The sequence below is a fragment of the Paenibacillus woosongensis genome, from assembly GCF_030122845.1.
In the GTDB taxonomy this organism is placed as follows: domain Bacteria; phylum Bacillota; class Bacilli; order Paenibacillales; family Paenibacillaceae; genus Fontibacillus; species Fontibacillus woosongensis_A.
Genome location: NZ_CP126084.1, coordinates 3835263 through 3857406, shown reverse-complemented (window position 1 = coordinate 3857406; position 22144 = coordinate 3835263). Strand labels below are relative to the sequence as shown.

Below are 22144 nucleotides of genomic sequence, written 5' to 3'. Positions count from 1 at the left end.
TGCCGGCAGCTTACCATCATGCGTTAATTAAGGAGGAAGCAGCGACATGAACCAGGCAATTCGTCCGTCAAGGAAGGCTTTCATATTGTACATGCTGCCGGGCTTTATCCTGTACACCTTTATCGTATTTGTTCCGATCGTCCTGGCTTTTTATTACGGGTTCTTTGACTGGTCGGGCGGGACGAAGATGAATTACATCGGTTTGGATAATTTTATAGCACTGGCTAAGGACGACATTTTCATCCAATCTTTTGTCAACAACATTTATCTTACGGTGCTGTGCATTGTCGGACAAATCGGCTTCGCCTTCTTGTTCGCCATACTGCTGAATACAAGAGGCGTCAGATTCAAGGCTTTTCACAGAACGATGTCTTACTTTCCGTCGGTATTATCGGCGGTCGTGATCGGCTTTATTTGGACGATGCTGTATGACTACAACTATGGCTTAATCAATATTTTTCTTAAGCAAATCGGAAAAGCGGAATGGATTCAGCCCTGGCTGAACAACGAGAGTCTTGCGCTGACATTGGTTGCGATTCCCCTGATTTGGCAATATATCGGATATTACATGATCATCATCCTCTCCGCTCTAGCTTCCATTGACCCGCAGGTGCTGGAAATGGCGGAAATCGACGGGGCGAACGGCTGGAAGAAGGCGATCCATATCACTTTGCCTCTCGTCAAGAATACGCTGATCGTCTGCGTGACGCTCTGTATCGCGGGGACAATGAAGGTCTTCGACCACATCTATGTCATGACCGGCGGAGGCCCGGGAACCTCAAGCAACGTGATGGCGCTAAACGCCTATAAGACGTCCTTCCTTAGCTATAAGATGGGTTACGGCAGCGCGATGTCGATCGGCATCCTGATTCTGAGCTTGATATTTATCGCCGGAACGAGATGGCTGCTGCTAAGCTTTACGAAGGACAAGGAGGTGTGAGTGATGGGGGAGAGCAGTAAACGCCGTTTTTTGTCCGGCCTGGTCCCTAATCTGGTTTTGGCCGTTTTCTCCATGACCTGCATTTTTCCGGCGATATGGCTATTCTATTCTTCGCTAAAAGGGAAGGCCGAGTTTTACGCCAATCCGATTTCATTGCCGCACAGCCCGAACTTTCAGCAGTACATGGCGATTCTGACCAAAAGCAAAATTCTGCTGTGGATGGGCAACACCATCCGGAATAGCGTGCTGTCGCTGGCGATCATCCTGATTCTTGGCTTTATTATCGGTTACTTTCTTTCCCGCTTCCGGTTTAAAGGGAAAAATGCGCTTTACAACTACTACCTGCTCGGGATGCTTGTTCCGATTCATGCCTTAATGGTGCCGATGTACGTGCTGTTTACGAAAACCGGGATGGGCGATCAATGGTACACGCTGATTTTTCCGTATGCGGCCTTCGGTTTGCCGATTGCGATTTTCCTGGTGGAGAGCTATGTGCGAAGCATTCCCATTGAAGTTGAGGAAGCCGCCAATATCGATGGCTGCAGCTTCCATCGCACTTTGTTTAGCATCGTGCTTCCGATGTGCCAGCCGATCCTCGTCACCGTCGGCATCATTCAATTTTTTATCGTATGGAATGAATTTACGTTTGCGCTGATCCTGATCAGCAAGGAAACCCTGATGACCGTGCCTGTCGGCATCACGCTGTTCAAAGGACAGTTCGTTACCGATTATCCGAAAATGATGGCCTCGATGCTGATCGCTATTTTTCCCGCTATGGCACTATATTTTGCGTTCTCCAAGCAGATCATCAAGGGTATGGTTGCCGGTTCGGTCAAGGGTTGATTCGCACCAATGAAATAGGAATGACAACAAATACACATCAAGGATGGGGAGACTTATGAAAAGATTTGACTTAAACGACGCATGGCTTCTTCACGAGGCGCCGCTGCACTGGGGCAGAGACAGCCTGGCGGCTGTGAAGGCTTTGAAGGAAGGCTGGTATCCCTGCACGCTTCCGACCGATGTTCGTATTCCTCTCATCGAGCATGGCATCATCCAGGAGCCACTTGAGTCCGATCATGCGCTCGCCAGCGAATGGATTGAACAGCGTTCCTGGTGGTACACCAAGGAATTCGACGGCGCGGGTATCGATTTTGACAGTGACATTATCGAGCTTGTCATCGAAACGATCGACACAAACAGCGATATTTTCGTAAACGATCAATATGTCGGCAGCCATCGCAATGTGCATTATCCGTTCGTCCGCAATATCAAGGACATTCTGACCACCGGGAAAAACACACTTACGGTGCGCGTCACTACCGGGCTGGAGGACGTTACCGACAACGATCTGGCGGAGCTCAACTGGGCGACCTGCCGCGAATACGACAACGGCGGCAAAGACCGCGGCGACTATCGCCGTTCCTACGTAAGACGTCCGCAATATACGGTAGGCTGGGACTGGGGGCCTCGCGTCGTTACCTGCGGGCTGGGCGGAAACGCGTATCTGCGCTGCGAGAAAGAGATCGCGGTTCGCGAGGTGAAGCTTGTCACTGTCAGTGCTGACCAGACTGCCCGGCTTAAAGCGACCGTTAACATCGAGAACCTGGACATCATCGGGACGATAAACTGTGATCTGCAGATCGACATTTCCTATGACGGGGAATCCTGTGTGACGAAAAAGCTCGAGAACCTGCTCCTGACCTCTGGCACGAACTACTTTGATGTGGACCTCGAGGTGGAGAATGCCCGGCTGTGGTGGCCTGCGGGGCATGGCGAGCATCCGCTGTACGATGTGCAGGTATCTGCGGTGAGCGCGAACGCGAAGACCGAATATCCCGCATTCCAATTCGGCATCCGGACGGTCGAGCTGGACACGTCAATCCTGCGCGGCGAAGAGCGCAATTTCCGGCTGATCGTCAACGGTGTTCCTATTTTCAGCAAGGGGGGCAACTGGGTTCCAGCTGATTTCATCCATGCGCGTGTTACCGACGAGAAGTACGAGACCTTGATCCGCGAGGCGGTGGAAGCGAACTTCAACATGCTGCGCGTCTGGGGCGGCGGGCTGTTCGAGCGGGATATTTTCTATGATCTGTGCGACCGGAACGGTCTGCTGGTGTGGCAGGATTTCATGATGGCCTGCTCCACCTATCCTGACCATAAACGTGAATTCCGCGACGAGATGCGGGCCGAGATGGATTATCAGACCAAGCGCCTGCGCAACCGGGCATCGATTGCCTTGTTCTGCGGAACCAACGAAGTCCACTGGATCTTCAACAAATATGACAATCCGAGATGGCAGATCGAGTTCAAGCATGAGAAGCAGTATGGAATGTACATCGCGAACATTCTCGCCAAGGAGATCATGTACAACAACTGCTCCCACATTCCTTACTGGAACAGCTCGCCATACGGCGGGGCGCTTCCGAACGACGATACGGTCGGCGATGTCCATCGCTGGCACAACGCCTTCATGAGCCTCAATATGGACGAGCGCATCGAGCCGATGGACTTCGATACAGTGAACTCCAAATTCGTGAGCGAATACGGCTTTGTCGGCCCTTGCTCTCTGGAGAGTACGAAGAAGTATTTGGGCGGGGAAGAAATCGACTTCGACAGCGAAGTATGGCAAATGCACTGCAATGTGTTTGAGAAAGGAACCGTCATCACGGGCATCGCTAAAAACTACCTTGACCGCACCGACAATTTATCCATCGAGGACTATCTGCTTTACGGCGGCATGGTACACTCGCTCATGCTTGAGTATTCGTTGGAAGCGATCCGATTCAAGGAAGATTGCGGCGGCGCGCTGTTCTGGATGTACAACGATGCCTGGGGCGAGGTTGGCTGGACGATCATCGATTATTATCTGAGCCGCAAAATCCCGTACTACGGCGTAAAACGCGCTCTGGCCCATACGAAGCTGTCGATGCGCGTGGTGGACGGAAACGTCGTTGTTCAAGGGATGAACGATACGGCAGAGAAGGTGAGTTTCCGGGCGGAATACGGCTATATTTCGTTCGACGGAACAGTTCGGCAGACGAAAACGCTGGAGATTTCCCTTGAGCCGCATAGCCGGGTTTACCTGCTTACGGAGAAGCTGCCGGATCAGGATTACACCAAGGGCAGCATGATGCTGATTCCAGATTCGGATACCGTGAACTCCATATCCTTGCGGACGGGCGATATGAAGACGATGGTATTCGATCCATCGCCGGTTGAAATCGTGAGCGATGAGCAGATCGGACCGGATCGCAAAATTACGCTGACCAGCAAAGGGTATGCGCACGGTGTATATGTTGCGGGCGGTTATGACTGCTCCGACCTCTACTTTGATCTGCTGCCGGGTGAGGTGAAGACGATTACCGTCTATTCTGCAGGCAGCGAATCGCTTAAATTTGCTTCGGTCAGATAAACATGAATAAATTACTAAATTTCTAAAACACTGGAGATGAGGAAGGGCGGCCGTTATGAAAAAATCAGTGTATCAGCATTTTAAGCCAATCATTCTGGATTATTACGACAAGGCCCATATCGTGCTGACCGAACAGGAGAAGGACAATCTGGAGATCGCTGACTTCGGGCTGGATCAATTCGCGCTGGTGGGGCTTTCCATCGTCACCCTGATCAATACCGACCGCTGCTGCGCAAAGGAAATGGTGCTTCTGCCGGGACAGACCTGTCCCGAGCACAGGCACCCGGCGATTCCCGAGCTGAATTATCCAGGCAAGGAAGAGACCTTCCGCTGCCGCTACGGCACGGTGTATTTGTATGTGGAAGGCGAGCCCAGCTCGAGTATTCGCGGTATTCTGCCGGAGAGCGGCAAAGAGCATTACTCCGTATTCCATGAAATCGTGCTGAACGAGGGCGAGCAATATACGATTTATCCGAATACGAAGCACTGGTTCCAGGCAGGCCCGGCAGGTGCGGTCGTATCTGAATTCAGCACCAGAAGCCTTGACGAATACGACATTTTTGCCGATCCCCGCATTGACCGGATTCCTCGCATCGAGGACTGATGAATTAAAATAATAACGCAAGATGGAGGCGTTTCTGTTGAACAATCGCGCAGCATTTATGACCGGCCTGAAGCAAATGGAAATCCGCGAAATTCCAGTGCCCGAGCCAAAAGAGAAGGAGGTGCTCGTCAAGCTTGAATACGTCGGCATCTGCGGATCGGACGTGCATTATTACGAGCATGGCAAAATCGGCGACTTTATTGTCAACGGCGATTTTATCCTCGGGCACGAGTGCGCGGGCACGGTAGTCGCTATCGGGAAGGGCGTCAAGCAGCTGCAGGTAGGAGACCGCGTAGCTCTGGAGCCGGGCGTGACCTGCGGACAATGCGAATTTTGCAAAAGCGGACGCTACAATCTGTGCCCCGATGTGGAATTTCTCGCTACACCGCCTTATCATGGCTGTTTTGAAAACTACATTGCATTTCCAGAGAACATGGCGTTCAAGCTTCCTAATTCTATTACGACCAGAGAGGGCGCGCTCGTCGAGCCGCTTTCGGTCGGCATGCACGCTGCCAAGCAGGGCGGCGTCACGCTAGGCAGCTCCGTGGTCATTCTTGGCGCAGGCTGCATCGGCCTGACGACATTGCTGGCTTCCAAAGCCTTTGGCGCTATCGACATTACCGTTGTGGACGTCATTCCGAAGCGGCTGGATAAAGCGCTGGAGCTTGGCGCAACGCGAGTCATCAACGCGGCCGAGATGGACGCGGTCAAGCTGATTGACGAGCTGACGGACGGCGAAGGCGTGGATGTTGTCATGGAGACCGCAGGCGCGGTAAAGACGGTACAGCAGACAGCGTACATGGTCAAGCGGGGCGGGACTGTCGTCCTGGTCGGCATGGCGCCGCAGGATATCATTGAATACAACTTCGCCAAGCTGCTGGGCAAGGAGGCGGAGATCAAAACCGTGTTCCGCTACCGGAACATCTACCCGCAGGCAATCAAGGCGATGGACGAAGGGCTCATCGACGTGTCCGGCATTGTGACTCACGAGTACAGCTTCGATGAAATTGCCGAGGCGTTTGACGTCAATATCAACCGGAAAAACGACGTCGTAAAGATTATCATCAAAATCGATTAATTTAGTAAGGTAGATGTAAGGGACTGTTCCAAAAGTAGTTTTTCCAATGCAGGAACTGATGAAACGAGCAACACGATTTCAATTTTATGAAAAAAGCGCAAGTTCTCGGGCTATATCAGCCCCGGAATTTGCGCTTTTTGCTTCATGGTTGCCCATTTGAGCATATTATCGATGGGCAAGTGAAGGCTACCCAACCTCTAGGTTTACTTTGGGTAGGCCGAGTAGCAGGAAGCGCCGAAATCCTCGATTTGCACTTTTATAATGGCGAAGGCTTAACATTGTATCCGCTTACTGCTTACCCTACACCCTTTTAATAGTTCAACACTTATCTAAATGGATCTATAGTAGTTAGTTTCTGCGGTCAAGAAGGAAATGTGAAATTAAATGGATTTCATGTCGTTAGAATAAGGAAAATTGCCAATCATGGAATGGATTCTTGATAATAGTTGCATGAAATCCATCTAATCCCCTTAAGCATTCGTTTAGAGCATCATTAGATACATGAAATCCATTTATTGTATGACCTGTACGACAGGTTAGTATATCCAAGGATTTTATATCAAGAGGACTTAAAGAAAAGGGTGCAGGGAAGGGGGTGTCATCAGCCATATATGACCACTTTTGGGACAGCCCTTGCTTTCTTCCTGCCCTTCTCCAGGAAATGAATAACGAATCGTTGGGAGTTTACGTCCGCCTTTAGGAGCCATTTGTTACATTAAAATCTAATCTAGACAAATGGCGGATAACAGCGGCCCGTAGATCGTTATTATTTTCCACTCTCTATATAAACGGATTGTCGCGATAATGCTGCTCGGCATCAATCTCCCGGCGGTCGGGGTGGTTGAGCTTGCGATAGCCCTGCGGAGAAAGGCCGGTCCAGCGTTTAAACTGCTTGCTGAAATGAGAGGCGTCCCGGTAGCCGAGGCGCAGGGCGATTACCTCTACGGACAGGCTGTAATTCAGCAGCAGCAGCTTGGCCTGGCGGATAATCAGCCCCGACAGATACTGGCGCGGCGATTTGCCGTAGACCTGCCGGAACACGCGGTTGCAGTGGGCGGGGCTGTACCCCAGCTTCGCGGCAATGTCCTCGATGCCGGCTCTCCCTTCACCGCCAGCTGCTGAAGCGCAGACAAGCTCCTCAAGGTGCTTTTCAATAGCATTGGCGAGCAGAATCGCGTTCTCGGGCGGGCTTGGCTCGTATGCCGGCGGGTTATCGGGCAGCTCCGATAATGCCCAGCCGCTAAGTGCGGTAAGCAGCCGAAGCGAGGCGCGAAGCGCATTTAGGCGCTGGCGATGCGTATCCGGTTCACCGGAAATCGTAGAACGGATGAAATCGTCCAGCGCCTGCCGTACGTCCGCTATTTCCGCGGTTTCCCCCGTGAGAATGACCGAATCGGCCATCATGAGGGAGCGTCTTAGAGATGAATCATCGATATCAAAATTAAGGGCGTAATATGTCATTCCCTCCGGCCCTCCGGAGCCTTGGCTGGAATGCTCCACGCCGGGGCGGATGAACAGGATGTCCCCGGTTTGCTGCAGGAAGGGGCGGCCGGCAACAGTCATATGCTGCTCGCCTTCCAGCACGATGTTGATTTCAAACGCGCGGTGCTGATGCACAGGATAACGCCAGGCGGCGTTGACCTTGCGCCAGTGGGTGGCATAAATGCGGAAGGCGGCCTGAATATCCGGAGACATGATGCTGTCCATGGTGTTAGGTGTGCCGGTATAATCCATCACGATCGGAACCTCATCTACTGTAAATTGGTAACTTTATTATATCATACGGCACTAGGGCAATCTGGACGGCGGGCGTCCGTTTTGCCCATTTTGTCGTAAGGTTTGACCCTGTTCCTCCTCGAATGTAAGCCTTACCATAGATTTTAACCCTATGGATTTTAGGAGAATTGCATTAAAGGAGTGTCCGAGGCATGACGCCGAAAAACCAGTTTTTTAACGCCCATCACTCCCCGATCGGGGCATTTGCCAGTTTTACCTTAGGTTTTCCCGAGGCAGGCGGGGGATTCGATTTGGAGCTGGGCCAGTCGCCTATGCAAAATGTGTACATTGGCCTTGAACGGGAGGATGGCAGCGGATACGATTCACTGCCGTTCCATGAAATGACGGGAGAGGATGACCGCAAGCGCTATGACGTAGAGAAGGAAGACGATCCTGCTGTTAAAAAGAAGCGGAGAATCATCCATCATTTTCCCCGGGAAGAGATCAAGCGGGATTTCCGGCTGGCGACCGACAGCTGGAGCGCAGGCGGCCTGACCTTCCGCATCATTTCGCAGGTGCGCTCCGTTCCCGATCCGAGGACCGCTTCCGAGCAGGAATTGAAGGATGTGCTTGTCCCTGCGGTTCTGATAGAGATGGATGTGGATAATACAGGTTGCAGCCGGTCAAGACGAGCCTTCTTTGGCTTTCGCAAGAACGACCCTGCAGGCTCCATGCGCAGACTGGACGATGTGTCGGACCGGCTATCCGGAATCGGACAGGGCCGATTCATCGCGATTGCAGCCGAGCGCGGGACGGTGCAGTCCGGGCTTTATTTCAATATAGAGGAAATTCTCAGACCTGCGCATGAAGAGAACTGGGGTTTCGGGCTCGGTTCGTCCGGGGCAATGCTGATGGATGTTCCGGCCGGGACGAAACAGACCTATCGTTTTGCCGTTTGCTTCCACCGCGCCGGATATGTAACTACCGGAATCGATGCGAGCTATTACTATAACCGCTTCTTTCCGAATATTGAGTCGGTCGCTGAATATGCCTTATCCAGGTTCGATGCTCTGAAGGAGGAGGCAGAACGGGCGAATGATTTAATCGATAAATCCCCTTTGAACGAGGATCAGGCTTTCATGCTGGCCCATGCCATTCGCAGCTATTACGGCTCCACTCAGCTGCTGGATTATAACGGCGAGCCCTTCTGGGTGGTCAATGAAGGCGAATACCGGATGATGAATACCTTCGATTTGACGGTGGATCAGCTGTACTACGAGCTGCGGATGAACCCGTGGACAGTGCGCAATGAGCTGGACATGTTCGTGAAGCGCTACAGCTATGAGGATACAGTTACGTTCCCGGGGGATCGCACCGAGTATCCGGGAGGTATCAGCTTTACGCACGACATGGGAGTCAACAACTCCTTGTCCCGTCCGGGCCATTCCTCCTATGAAATATACGGCCTGGACGGCTGCTTCTCGCATATGACCCATGAGCAGCTGGTAAACTGGATACTTTGCGCGGCGGCGTATTACGAGAAGACGAAGGACTCCGCCTGGATGACGCAAAATATCGGCATGATGGCACGATGTCTCGACAGCATGCTGAACCGGGATCATCCCGATCCGGCCCAGCGAAACGGAATCATGGGTCTGGACAGCACCCGCACGAAGGGCGGCGCGGAAATTACCACGTACGACAGCCTGGATGTCTCCCTTGGCCAAGCGCGCAACAATATTTATTTGGCGGGCAAATGCTGGGCGGCCTATGTGGCGATGGAGAAGCTGTTTGCCGAGTTCGGGATGGCTGAGAAAGCTCAGACCGCAGGGGAACAGGCTGTCAAATGCGCAGCAACGCTCGTGTCCAGCGTCACCGAGCAGGGCTATATTCCCGCCGTCATCGGGGAAGGCAATGATTCTAAAATCATACCAGCCATTGAAGGGCTGATATTCCCGTATGTGACGGGCTGCCGTGATGCATTGGAGCGCAGCGGCCGCTTCGGAGCATATATCGGGGTGCTGGATCGCCATCTGCACAGCGTGCTGCGAAAGGGGGTCTGCCTGTTTGAAGACGGGGGCTGGAAGCTGTCCTCGACGAGCAACAACAGCTGGCTCAGCAAAATCTACCTCTGCCAGTTCATCGCCCGGCAAATACTCGGGTTAACCTGGGATGAACAGGGCCGCCATGCCGACAGGGCCCATGTGGAATGGCTGACGCATCCGGAGCTCTCTGTCTGGAGCTGGAGCGATCAGATGATCTCGGGTCAAATTACGGGCAGCAAGTATTATCCGCGGGGCGTAACAGCCATATTGTGGCTGGAAGAGGATGCGGCGGAGAAGCAGGCGTAAGGATTGCGTTACAAGTTCATCGGCCTTCGGTAGGGAACACTGCCCTACAGCGAAGGCTCTTTTCTATTTTAGTAGGGGAGGGAGAACATGAACCTGAATCATCCATGGAAAAAAAACGTGCTCAAAAGACTGATCCTCTCGTTTATTTGCATTCTTCTTCCTCTCTATATCCTCAGCATGATCATTTATAACTGGGGAGTCCGCACCTTGGAGGACGAAATCTCCAAATCGATGATTTCACAGGTATCGCAATATTACAGCGGCCTGGAGGAGGAGTTCAAACGAATTCAAACGCTGCAGTATGATGTCTTGAGCGATGATAATCTGAACGCGCTGGGCGCGATCCCGGAATCGATGAATGATATCGAGAAAATGCAGAGCATTCTGCGCTTGCAGCAGCGGCTTAACGCCATACGGAACAGCAGCGCTTATATCGTCGATGTGTATGCCCATATTCCGGCGATCCAAAAAAACGTATCCGCTCTAACGATCTCCTCGTTTAATCCAGAGGAATATGAGGATTTCAAGAATATTCCGCTATCTCTGGATTCGAAGCTGATCAATATGAACGGCAAAACCTATTTGAGCGCCTCGTATCCTTTTGTGACGCCGGAGAGCAAGAAGTGGCCGCTCTTTATCGTGGTCATCGAAATTTCCAAAGACAAGCTCAAGGAAAATATGAAGAAGATGGTCAACTCCCCGGGGGAGGGGCTGGTATTTAAAAGCTCGCAGTTTGAGATCACGACCAGTCATGACGCTCATTTCGATCTTGCGGCTGCTTCGCAAATGTTAAGCGACGTCGACCCCAATACGGCGCAGACCGTGACGATAACGAACAAGCAGTATTTGGCCGTGTACAGCTACTCGCATTTCTTCGGGGCGGTGCTCAGCAAATACGTTCCGGTCCATGCCGTATTCCAGCCGCTCGAGAAGTACCGGAACTGGTTCGTTCTGCTGCTGCTCGTATCATTTGCCATCATCGTCGTATATTCTCTTTACGTCTACAAGTATATTCACAAGCCGCTGTACAAGCTGGTCAAGGCTTTCCGCAAAGTCGAGCACGGCGATTTCAATGAGCAGATCGACCATGATTTCAATGATGAGTTCCAGTATATTTATACGCGTTTTAACGCCATGCTGGAAAATCTGAAGTCCTTAATCGACCAGGTGTACAGACAGCAGCTATTGACACACAAGGCCGAACTGAAGCAGCTGCAGTCCCAGATCAACCCGCATTTTCTGTACAACAGCTTTTTCATTCTTAATACGATGACGCGCTTGGGCGATTATGACAATCTCGAGCGGTTCACGAATCAGCTTGGGGAGTATTTCCAATTCATTACGCGAGGCGATTCCGATGAGGTGCTGCTGGGGAGAGAGGTAAAACATGCGAAGGTGTACTCCGAAATCCAGGCTATGCGATTCGCGAAACGCAACCGGATCGAGTTCGGCGAATTGCCGGAAAATGTGGGCCATATTATGGTGCCAAGACTGATTTTGCAGCCGATTATTGAGAACGCCTTCAAATACGGGCTGGAGAAAAAAAGCGCCAACGGCATTTTAAGTGTCCATTTTGCCCGAACGGAAAACGAGCTGCTGCTGATCGTGGAGGATAACGGCGAGGAGCTGACGGATGGGCAGATCCGTGCTCTGAACGAGAGCCTGTCGCGTCCAGATGAAGCGGAGACGACGGGGCTGCTCAATATACACCAGAGAATCCGCCTGAAGTTTGGACAGAACAGCGGATTATATGTGGAGCGAAGCGAGTTGGGCGGATTAAAAGCGACGATTCGGATCGTCATTTCGGATGGAGGGATATAAGATGTACAGACTTTTGGTCGTCGATGACGAAATGATTATAGCGGACGGGTTATATGAGGTGCTGTCGAATCTGCCCCAGCTGGAGCTGGATGTTTACAAGGCCTATTCCGGTGATGAGGCAGTGCGGCTGTTCGATCGGACGCGCTTCGATATCGTGCTTACGGATATCCGGATGCCCGGCCTGAGCGGACTTGAGCTGCTGGACAAAATCAGGGAGAGATGGCCTAGCTGCAGGGTCATTTTTCTGACGGGACATAATGAATTCTCCTATATTTACTCGGCCTTCCAGTATGAGGGTGTGAGCTATTTATTAAAGACCGAAGGGTATGAAAAAGTGATTCAGATGGTCGAGCAGGCGGCCATGGATATCGAGACGGAGCTGAAGGCGGAGGCGTTGCTCCAGAAGGCACAGGAGCAGCTTGACGCGACAAGGGAATTGCTGCAAAAAGACTACGTCAAAGGAATCTTGAACGAGCAGCTCGGCGTGCAGGAAATCCATCAGAAGCAGTTCGATGAACTGGCGATTCCACTGCGCGCGGACCGTCCTGTGCTCATTATGCTGGGCAGGGTCAACAGCTTCGCCAGCGCGCTTACCTATGCGACGAAGTCCAGGCAGCTCTACAGAATCAGGCTTATAACCAACCAGTATTTGTCCGCTCGCGTCTCGTTCGTTGACGTCGTCAATGAGAGCATGGACCCGGTTTGGCTGATTCAGCCGCTGCAGGAAAGCAGCGAAGCCGAGAGCTGGGAGCGGGCCATGACGTTCATGAAGGGTAATCTGGAGCTGATCCAGTCGGCATGCCGCGAGTCCCTCGGCGAAGTGCTGTCGTTCGTGCTTGACGATAGCCCGGTGATGTGGGAGGACGCGGCGGAGCGATTCTCCACGCTGAACATGCTGATGAATTACCGGATCGGGCAGGGCTGCGGCATGCTGCTTCTCGATAAGCAAATGATTGAGCAGAAGCTTCAGCCGCCAGGGGAGGAACAGCGCGGAAAGCCGCTTCTGCGCCATGCCAAGCCGGCCGCGCTTGCTGATCAATTGGAGCATGGACAGCGGGCCGAATTCAGAGCTATTCTGCTCGATTGCGCGGCCGCGCTGGCTGACATCGACAGCATGCATCATGTCCCGGCCCAGGAGCTGTATTATTCCATCGGGCTGGTATTTCTGTCTTACATGAATCGCTGGAACCTGGTCGAGACGGCGGCGACCCGGATCGGCCTGCACAAGCTGATGCAGCCGGGGGAGCATGAGTCCTGGCAGCAAGCATTCGACTATTTGCTCCATGTCGGGGACATGCTGTTCAACCTTCAGAGTCAGGAGGAGGAGAGGCGGGCAAGGGACGTTATCACCGTCATTCAGAAGCATGTTCAGGACCATCTGCATGATCCCGACGAGATATCGCTGGTCCGGCTGGCAGAGCTGGTCTTTTTTAACCCGTCTTACCTATCCCGGCTGTTCAAGCAGGTGACCGGCACAAATTTATCCGAATACATCTCGGCGTGCCGAATGACGAGGGCCAAGCGGCTGCTGGAAAATCCGGACGTCAAGATCCAGGACGTGGCGGAGCTTGTTGGATACGGAACGGCCACGAACTTCACGCGCTCCTTCCGCAAGGCGACCCATATGACGCCCCAGGAATATCGGGCCACCATATTCAACAGGTAAACAGTTGATTCAAATGTCAAGAGATGAATATTGAATGAGAGCGGTTTCAAATCTAACATTAAACCTATAAGGGCCCTATACCACTTACAGCTTTCAGGGAGGTTCATATGAAAAAGAGAAGAACAATGAAGAAATCGGCAATTCTATGCTTGGCAGGTTTCATGCTGCTCACAGCCTGCGGAGGCGCCAAGGAAGCGAATTCGCCCGCAGCTGCTCCGGATCCGGCCAAGACCGATGTGGATTTGATGGCGAAGTATGATCCGCCCGTGGACATTACGGCATGGCGTTATACGGAATCAACTTACAAATACGAAAACAACGATACGATCGAGGACAATATTTATACCCGCACTTATTTAAGCGATCTCGGCATCAATTTGAAGTATGTCTGGACGGTTCCCGTCGAGCAGTTCGATCAGAAGATGAACGTATCGATCGCCTCCGGCGATTTGCCCGATATTATGTGGCTGAAGAACAAGCAGCTGACTGACCTGGCGGAGAACGACATGCTGTACGATTTGACGAATTTGTTCGAGAAATACGCATCGCCAATTACGAAGGAAATCATGCTGCAGGATGAGGCCAGCTTTAACACGGCGAAGATCGGCGGCAGATTAATGGCGATTCCGCATACGTCCTCTGCGGTCGACGGGCTGCCGATATTGTATGTCCGGACGGACTGGCTGGAGAAGCTGGGGCTGCCGGAGCCGCAAACGATGCAGGATGTGCTCGCTATTGCGGAAGCATTTACAAATAATGACCCGGACGGCAACGGCAAAGACGATACGTTCGGCCTGGCCTTTACCAAAACCTTTTTGACGGATGCCCATTTCGGTACGTCGGGATACTTCTCCGGTTATCATGTGAATCCGGGCAAATGGGTTAAAGATGATTCTGGCCAGCTCGTGTACGGCAGCATTCAGCCCGCCGTGAAGGATGCGCTGAAGCAGCTGCAGGATCTGTACGCTAAAGGCATACTGGATCGGGAGTTTGGCGTGAAGGACCGCGCCAAGGTGACCGAATCGGTGGCGAGCGGCAAGGTAGGCATGTTCTACGGTTCCATGTCTGCTCCGCTGTCCATCATCCAGCAGAATGTCGACAATGACCCGAACGCCGAGTGGAAGGCTTTACCGCTTGTATCCGTGGATGACAAGAAGGCAACCCCGATTGGCAAAATGCCGATTACGAGATATTACGGGGTGAGCAAGGACAGCAAGCATCCGGAAGCGATTATCAAGCTGCTGAACTTCAGCATGCAGGGCTATGATCCAGAAGTCGCTCAAGAGAACAGCAAATTCGGAATTACCGATACGAACATTCCGGTCTATCTGTACAGCTTGATCAGCGCCGACCCGGCCAAGAAAAACCTGAACGCGCACTTAAATACGATGCAGGCTCTGGAAACGAATGACCCATCCCAGCTGTCTGTTGAGGAAAAGGGCTACTATGACAGAATCGTCGACTACCGGGGCGGCAACAGAGCAAACTGGGGAACAGAACGCGTATTCGGTTCGCCAAGCAGCTTCGACGTGATCGATCATTATGTTCAGGAGGATAACTACATTTTCGATGCCTTCTACGGGGCGCCGACGCCGACGATGGTCGAGAAGCTCGCCACCCTGGAGAAGATGGAGGAGGAAGTATTCACAAAAATTATTATGGGACAGTCGCTGGACAATTTCGACAAGTTCGTGGAGGACTGGAAGAAGCTTGGCGGAGAGCAAATTACGAAGGAAGTCAACGAATGGGCTGAGAAGAACAAATAAAAGTTTGGCTCGGATTGGATAAGAGGACGATGAAAAGGGAAGAAAGGGGCAACTCTATTTTCCCTTTTTATTGTCAGCATGGCTATGAATGGAGGAGCCGCGATGGGAATGAAGAAGAAACTGCAGGAAATTCCTCTGCATCTGATGATTTTACCCGGCATTATTTTAACTGTAATTTTTAGCTATGTCCCGATTTTGGGGACGGTGATCGCTTTTCAGAAGTTCGTTCCTTCCAAAGGGATTTTCAACTCGAAATGGATTGGTCTGGACAACTTCCGCTACATGCTGGATATGCCGAACTTTACGAGCGTACTGTGGAATACCGTATTTATCGCCATTTTGAAAATTATCGCGGGACTGGTTGTTCCGATTATATTTGCGCTGCTGCTCAATGAGCTGGCGGGAGCCTTTTTCAAACGCACGATTCAAACGATTATTTATTTTCCTTACTTCTTGTCCTGGGTTATCCTGGGCGGGATTCTGATCGACATATTGTCTCCTTCGAGCGGGATCGTGAATCAATTTCTGGGCGTATTCGGCATCAAGCCGATCTTTTTCCTGGGGGATGATAAGTGGTTCCCTTATACGCTCGTCCTGACGGATACCTGGAAAACCTTCGGCTACGGCACGATCGTATATTTGGCCGCCTTGACGGGGATCGATCAGAGCCTGTATGAAGCGGCTACCATGGACGGCGCGAACCGCTGGAAGCAGACGATTCACATTACGCTGCCCGGTATGCTGCCGATTATTACCCTGATGACCGTGCTCAGCTTGGGGAATGTGCTTAATGCGGGCTTTGAGCAGGTGTTCAACCTGTACAGCCCTATGGTCTACAGCACAGGGGATATCATTGATACGCTAGTGTACCGGATCGGTCTCGTGGACGCGCAATACGGCGTGGCGACGGCGGTTGGCTTGTTCAAATCGCTGATCTCCTTCGTCTTGATCGTCCTGTCCAACAAGCTGGCCAACAAATACGCCGGATACAGGGTTTTCTAGGAGGGAGAAGGCATGCACAAAACATCAATCAGCCGAAAAATATTTCTGACGTTCAACTATATTCTGCTAACCGTTACGGCCATTGTATGCATTCTGCCGTTAATCAACGTGCTCGCCATTTCCTTCAGCTCCAGCAGCGCGGCGGCTGCCGGGTATGTTAAGCTCTGGCCCGTTGATTTTACGGTCGCCTCATATAAATACGCGCTGACCAAAAATGAATTTCTGACCGGATTTTTCGTTTCGGGCAAACGAGTGCTGCTCGGCTATATCGTCAACATGCTTATTACCATTTCGATCGCCTATCCGCTATCGAAGGAGAAAAAGGCGCTCGGGATGCGGAACGTGTATGCCTGGTTCTTCATCATTACGATGCTGTTCCACGGCGGGCTGATTCCGACCTATATGACGATCAAGTCCTTGGGGCTGCTGGATACGATCTGGGCGCTAGTACTGCCTGGCGCCGTACCCGTATTCAATGTCATCCTGCTGATGAATTTCTTCCGCAACCTGCCCAAAGAAATCGAGGAAGCGGCTTATATTGACGGGGCCGGCCATTGGCGCGTGCTGTGGAGCATCTATTGTCCGCTTTCGAAGCCAGCCTTGGCGACGATATCGCTGTTTGTTCTCGTGGGGCACTGGAACTCCTGGTTTGACGGCTTGATCTACATGAATTCGCCTGCCAACTATCCGCTGCAGAGCTATCTGCAGACGATCATCATCGAGGCCGATCCGAGCATCGTCAGCTCCAATGAGCTGCTCGATATGTCGGAGATTTCAAACCGGACGTTTAAATCGGCTCAGGTATTCTTGGCCGCCTTCCCGGTACTGATCATTTATCCGTTCCTGCAGAAATATTTCATGAAGGGGCTCGTGTTTGGAAGCGTGAAGGGATAAGGAAAAGCTTTTTTAGAATAAAGGAGTGGAAAAAGGGTGGATATGAACCGAACGATGACAATGCCTGCGTGGGGGGATCTTGGCAACGGCTATTATCGCAATCCTGTGCTGAACGCGGATTTCTCCGATCCGGACGTCATCCGCGTGGGCGATGATTTCTATATGGTGTGCTCGGATTTTCATTTCATGGGCATGCCGGTACTGCATTCGAAGGATCTGGTCAACTGGTCGATCATCGGCAAAGTATACGAACGGCTGGATATCGATCCGGCGTATGACGACATGCGGGCTTATGCGAAAGGGAGCTGGGCGCCTGCGCTCCGCTATCACAATGGGCTGTTCTATGTGTATTTCTGCACGCCGGATGAAGGGCTGTACATGAGCACGACTCAGGATCCTGCCGGTCCCTGGAGTCCGCTTCATGAAGTGAAGCGCGTCGTCGGCTGGGAGGATCCCTGCCCATTCTGGGACAACGACGGCCATGCCTATCTGGGCCACAGCACCGTTGGCGCCGGCCCAATTATTATTCACCGCATGAGCGCGGACGGTAGGACGCTGCTGGATGACGGCGTCATCGTCTATGTAGGAAAAATTGCCGAAGGAACGAAAATATACAAGAGAAACGGATATTATTATTTGGTTATTCCCGAAGGCGGCGTAGAGACCGGCTGGCAAACTGTGCTTCGCGCCAGGGATATTTATGGCCCGTATGAACGCCGGGTCGTCCTGCAGAAGGGAGCGACCGATATCAATGGCCCGCACCAGGGAGCATTGGTGGAGCTGGACAGCGGGGAGACGTGGTTTATGCATTTCCAGAGCGCGGGTGCGATCGGAAGGGTGTGTCACCTGCAGCCAGTGGAGTGGGTGGACGATTGGCCCGTCATTGGTGCGGCTGGAGAGCCCGTGGCCGTGTATGCGAAGCCGTCCGTCGCCGGGCGTCATCCGGTGCGGCTGCCGCAGACCTCGGATACGTTTGAGGGACCGGAGCTCGGACTGCAGTGGCAGTGGAACCATAATCCGGTCAATGACAGCTGGTCTTTGCGCGAAAGGCCGGGATATTTGCGGCTGAAGGCAATGCCTGCGCTGGAGCTTCTGCAGGCGAGAAACACTTTGACCCAGAAGCTGATCGGAAGCAAAGGCATCGTATGTACCGAGCTCAGCGTTCTGCATATGAATCCGGGACAGCGAGCGGGCTTGGCCTTCCTCTGCGCCCGGGAAGAGAACTGGATCGGCGTTGTGACAGAGGAAGGCGGCAATTATCTTCAAGCCGTTACAGGCGGAACGGTATTCCACGGTCCGAAGCTTGCCGGCGAATCGGTCTGGCTGAAAAGTCATATCGATTTATCGGGCGAGACCAGTTTCTTCTTCAGCCTGGATGGGATAACGTTCATCCCGCTAGGCGGCGAGTGCCGCATGAGCGCAGGCTTCTGGAAGGGAGCGAGAGTCGGGCTGTTTAGTTATACGATCGGTGAGAAAGGCGGCAGAGCCGATTTTCAAGGCTTTCGCTACGAGCATGATGGGCCGTGGGCGTAAGCGGTGAAAAGAAGAGTGTCGGCACGTGGACAAGTGAGGAAGCTCAAGCAGGCATGTAGGCAAACATGCAATCATGTAAACATGCAAACATGTAAGTAGGCCATAGGTAAGCATGCAAGTGAGCGGATGGTGTCCGGCCTACGTGCTAATTCGATGATTACATTGTAAAGAGGCTGATGAGATTGAATGAGAGCTTATTGACAAAGCTGCGGGATCTGGACGCGGTAACGCTGATTGGGGAGGAGAAGCAAAGTTCTCACGGGTCAGTACTTGAGGAATGGCAGCGCTCAGGCGTTAAGTTTGCATCCTCGGCGGAACGGTTCGAGGGCGTCTATTACTCCGCGGCCCGCAAGCTGCTGGATTGCATCGTCACGTCCCGAGGGGGTGCTCACGTCCTGCATGAAGGCGGAGCTTATCCGGGCACCTGGCTGGAGAGCACGGGGACGATCAATGCCGAGCTGCTGTCGCGGTTCATACCCGGCGTGGCGGAGGCTACGTTCCGCCTGTTCGCCGAATATCAAAGGGTCGACGGCCAGATGCCCTATAAGGTAACGGCGCAGGGGCCGGCTTACAGGCAAATCCAGATGGTGACTCCGTTGGCCAGAAGCGTATGGAATCACAATATGCTGAATAAGCGGGATAAAAAAGATCAGGCCTTCCTGAGGGAAATGTACACCGCCATGGCCCGGTTTGACGAATGGCTCGTCCGGTATCGGAACACTCGGGGCACTGGCTGCGTAGAAGCATTCTGCACGTTCGATACCGGCCATGATCTGTCGCCGCGCTTTTGGCATGTTCCTGATACCGCCCATTTGGACGATGCCCGGCAGTATAACCCGGCTTCGCCTATACTTCCATTTCTGGCGCCTGATTTGACAGCTAACGTATATTGCCAGCGCAAATATTTGGCCAGAATGGCGCGGGAATTGGGAGCAGAGGCGGAAGGAGCCGGATGGGAGTTGAAGGCCAAGCAGAGCGAGCAGAGCTTGTTCAGGCACTGCTTCGACGAAACGGACGAGTTCTTCTATGATGTGGATCGGAATGGGGATTTCGTCCGCGTCCAGTCCGATGTATTGCTGAGGGTATTAGCCTGTGAGACAGGGGACCGTGCATTATTCGACAAGGCGCTGAGACGTTACTTGCTGAATACGAGCAAGTTTTTTGCTAAATATCCTTTAACCTCAGTAGCGATGGATGATCCGCGCTTTGATCCGTCCTCGGCGTATAATAGCTGGGCTGGGCCCACGAATTTCTTGACTTTGATTCGAACGTCGCATGCTTTTGAGCATCACGGTCGATACGTGGAGTTGACCTGGGTGATGCAGCCGATATTAAGTGCGATGTCCCGTATGACTCGTTTTTCGCAAACATTGAGCCCATGGACGGGAGAAGAAGGATACACGGACACTTATTCACCATCGCTTTTATGCGTGCTGGATTTCGTAGAGCGGATGTGTGGGATTATGCCTACGCCTGAGGGAGAGCTGTGGTTTACAGGGCTGCTGCCGTATCCGATGGATCATGGGGAAGAAGTCTCGAACGAGACGGCTTATTCGCGAATCGTTGACGGTACGAGGTTCGAGCTGGTCAATACGCGCAAGGATTCGGTGGTATACCGGGACGGGGAAGCTTATATTCAGTTCCCGTATGGTACGAGAATCGTGACCGATCTTAAGGGGAAGCTATTGAAGGTTGTTGGAATGAGCGTGGCTCCGACAGAGGGTGTAGTGCTGGTCGAAGGTAAGGCTTACCCGATTGCGGTCAAGGGGAATGAACAGCAAGCATTTACGGGAGGCGGCTTTGAGACAATGAGCGACTTCGGTATCGTTATGTCGACCTATCGATAGCAGATTGTTTGTTCGGATACCGAGTGGCTAAGTTCATGCGGACCAAGAAGTAACTTCGTTTCAAATGAAATCTCCCGCGGACCCTGGTTCCGCTATTTCGCGAAAAAGCTGTTTTATCCGCAGCTAACGGACATAGTGGACCTTATTTGCGTAAAATCAAAGGATTCGATGACCAATTTGCTCAAATAGCATCTTCTGTGTCCGTTGCCTGGCTAATTTAGCGCAAAAACAGCAAATAGCGGATCGTCTGTCCGTTACCTTCACGATATAAGAACCCGTGCCAACGCACGGGTTCTTTATTGGTTTATATCAAGGCTGGTTTGCTATCAAGAGGCCGAAGCTGCGTTCAATTACCCCTTATCTGCCGGAGCATTGCGGCCCAGCAAATAACCGACAAGGGAGGCGATCATTTGCTGGAATACCATACCGAGTACGACCGGAACGGCAACAGGAGCAGGAAAATAAGTAACGGCCAGCACCGCCCCCGCGCTGATGTTACGCATGCCGCCATTGAAGATGAGCGCGACTCTGTCGGCATAACTCCACCCCATGAGCTTGGAGAAGGCCAGGCCGAGCAAGTAGCCCGTAGAAGCAATGGCCACGATGACGACGGCCAGACCTGCCAAATGCAGGCTGAAATCCGTAAGATAGGGGGCGACGACCGAGCCGTTAATGGCCACGATGGCGGCCATCGTGAGCTTAGAAAACGGGTTGAGTCGCGGGCCCCAAACGGGAGCGATAGCTCCTTTGCTCCATTCATTCAAAATCATGCCGATCAGGGAGGGCACGACGATCATCCAGAACAGGCTGCTCATCATGTCGTACACATCCAATTGCACATCGGTGCCGACGAGCAAGGATAGAATGCCGGGAACAAGGAAGGGAGCCAGCATCGTGTCAATCAGAATAATCGATAGCGTTAGGGCTATGTTACCTTTGTACATGCTGACCCATACAAAGGTGCTGACCCCCGTCGGGATGCTGGCAGCGAGGATTAGCCCGGTGATCATATACATATCTCCCGGATAGACAAGATGGCCGAAGCCCATCGCAATCAGAGGCATCGCCAGATGCAGGATGAACAGGCAGATGATCAGGGGCAAGGGCCTCTTGAGCACATTCACAAAATCTTTAAAACCGAGGCTGATGCTTCCGGCAAAGGTCATGAATGCGAACAGCCATGGGGACAAATAAGTAAATGAAGACAGGCGGCTGCCGCAAAGGAGACCAATGACGATGCTCACCGGAGTAATTATAGGCATCAAGCGGTTCAGCAGGCGGTTCATGGATTGCAGCATGGTTGATTACGTCCTTTTCATCAGCTAGTAGAGTGGAATGTTTAGTTTAAGACGGGAGCTAAGGCGAAGCAGCTGGCCCACCTTTTATATTAAAGGAAAGAAGAGGATGTTTAAACAGGAATGCTGTATTGATTTCGGAATAAGCTGGTTTGCCTGATTGCCTGTTATGTCATGTCCAAAAATTTAATAATTCAATAACATGTCCCGGACTCT

General features: G+C 52.3%; 16 protein-coding genes. 14 read left to right on the top strand and 2 right to left on the bottom strand.

The window, feature by feature from the left end; translation table 11 throughout:
- The first annotated feature begins 46 nt into the window (after positions 1 to 46).
- The 6 genes from QNH46_RS17685 to QNH46_RS17660 all read left to right on the top strand — a co-directional run bounded on the left by QNH46_RS17685 (position 47) and on the right by QNH46_RS17660 (position 6351).
- Positions 47 to 940 carry a carbohydrate ABC transporter permease gene (locus QNH46_RS17685; protein WP_055107188.1) on the top strand — a complete coding sequence of 298 codons (894 nt, stop codon included), beginning with the start codon at positions 47 to 49 and terminating at the stop codon, positions 938 to 940.
- 3 nt (positions 941 to 943) lie between these two features.
- Positions 944 to 1783: a carbohydrate ABC transporter permease gene (locus QNH46_RS17680; protein WP_283925431.1), complete on the top strand. Its 840-nt coding sequence runs from the start codon at positions 944 to 946 to the stop codon at positions 1781 to 1783.
- Between the two features lie 55 nt (positions 1784 to 1838).
- On the top strand, positions 1839 to 4355 hold the full coding sequence (locus QNH46_RS17675) for a glycoside hydrolase family 2 protein (protein ID WP_283925430.1): 2517 nt from the start codon (positions 1839 to 1841) through the stop codon (positions 4353 to 4355).
- 55 nt (positions 4356 to 4410) lie between these two features.
- Positions 4411 to 4959, top strand: a complete 549-nt coding sequence (locus QNH46_RS17670) for a cupin domain-containing protein (protein WP_283925429.1) — start codon at positions 4411 to 4413, stop codon at positions 4957 to 4959.
- Between the two features lie 37 nt (positions 4960 to 4996).
- Positions 4997 to 6037 (top strand): NAD(P)-dependent alcohol dehydrogenase, encoded by a 1041-nt coding sequence (locus QNH46_RS17665; protein WP_283925428.1) that lies wholly within the window; start codon positions 4997 to 4999, stop codon positions 6035 to 6037.
- 86 nt (positions 6038 to 6123) lie between these two features.
- Complete coding sequence (locus QNH46_RS17660) at positions 6124 to 6351, top strand: hypothetical protein (protein WP_283925427.1); 228 nt, start codon at positions 6124 to 6126, stop codon at positions 6349 to 6351.
- Between the two features lie 466 nt (positions 6352 to 6817).
- On the opposite strand, the gene QNH46_RS17655 is transcribed toward QNH46_RS17660, so the two are convergent.
- The gene (locus QNH46_RS17655) at positions 6818 to 7771 is read right to left on the bottom strand and encodes an AraC family transcriptional regulator (protein WP_283928481.1); all 954 of its coding nucleotides are present in this window, start codon (positions 7769 to 7771) and stop codon (positions 6818 to 6820) included.
- Between the two features lie 194 nt (positions 7772 to 7965).
- On the opposite strand from QNH46_RS17655, the gene QNH46_RS17650 reads away from it, so the two are divergent.
- The 8 genes from QNH46_RS17650 to QNH46_RS17615 all read left to right on the top strand — a co-directional run bounded on the left by QNH46_RS17650 (position 7966) and on the right by QNH46_RS17615 (position 20633).
- On the top strand, positions 7966 to 10104 hold the full coding sequence (locus QNH46_RS17650; protein WP_283925426.1) for a glycoside hydrolase family 52 protein: 2139 nt from the start codon (positions 7966 to 7968) through the stop codon (positions 10102 to 10104).
- 87 nt (positions 10105 to 10191) lie between these two features.
- The gene (locus tag QNH46_RS17645) at positions 10192 to 11925 is read left to right on the top strand and encodes a sensor histidine kinase (protein WP_283925425.1); all 1734 of its coding nucleotides are present in this window, start codon (positions 10192 to 10194) and stop codon (positions 11923 to 11925) included.
- 1 nt (position 11926) lies between these two features.
- A complete protein-coding gene (locus tag QNH46_RS17640; protein ID WP_283925424.1) occupies positions 11927 to 13591 on the top strand; it encodes a response regulator transcription factor in 1665 nt (554 codons plus the stop codon).
- A gap of 107 nt (positions 13592 to 13698) precedes the next feature.
- Positions 13699 to 15357 carry an extracellular solute-binding protein gene (locus QNH46_RS17635; protein WP_283925423.1) on the top strand — a complete coding sequence of 553 codons (1659 nt, stop codon included), beginning with the start codon at positions 13699 to 13701 and terminating at the stop codon, positions 15355 to 15357.
- Positions 15358 to 15459: 102 nt separating this feature from the next.
- A complete protein-coding gene (locus QNH46_RS17630; protein ID WP_155610877.1) occupies positions 15460 to 16359 on the top strand; it encodes an ABC transporter permease in 900 nt (299 codons plus the stop codon).
- Between the two features lie 12 nt (positions 16360 to 16371).
- Positions 16372 to 17253, top strand: coding sequence for a carbohydrate ABC transporter permease (locus QNH46_RS17625; protein WP_283925422.1), 882 nt, complete (start codon positions 16372 to 16374; stop codon positions 17251 to 17253).
- Positions 17254 to 17295: 42 nt separating this feature from the next.
- A complete protein-coding gene (locus QNH46_RS17620) occupies positions 17296 to 18786 on the top strand; it encodes a glycoside hydrolase family 43 protein (protein WP_283928480.1) in 1491 nt (496 codons plus the stop codon).
- A 176-nt stretch (positions 18787 to 18962) separates the two neighbouring features.
- Positions 18963 to 20633, top strand: coding sequence for an MGH1-like glycoside hydrolase domain-containing protein (locus QNH46_RS17615; protein ID WP_283925421.1), 1671 nt, complete (start codon positions 18963 to 18965; stop codon positions 20631 to 20633).
- A gap of 350 nt (positions 20634 to 20983) precedes the next feature.
- Here QNH46_RS17615 and QNH46_RS17610 read toward each other — a convergent pair whose 3' ends face one another.
- On the bottom strand, positions 20984 to 21931 hold the full coding sequence (locus QNH46_RS17610) for a bile acid:sodium symporter family protein (RefSeq protein WP_283925420.1): 948 nt from the start codon (positions 21929 to 21931) through the stop codon (positions 20984 to 20986).
- Between the last annotated feature and the right edge of the window lie 213 nt (positions 21932 to 22144).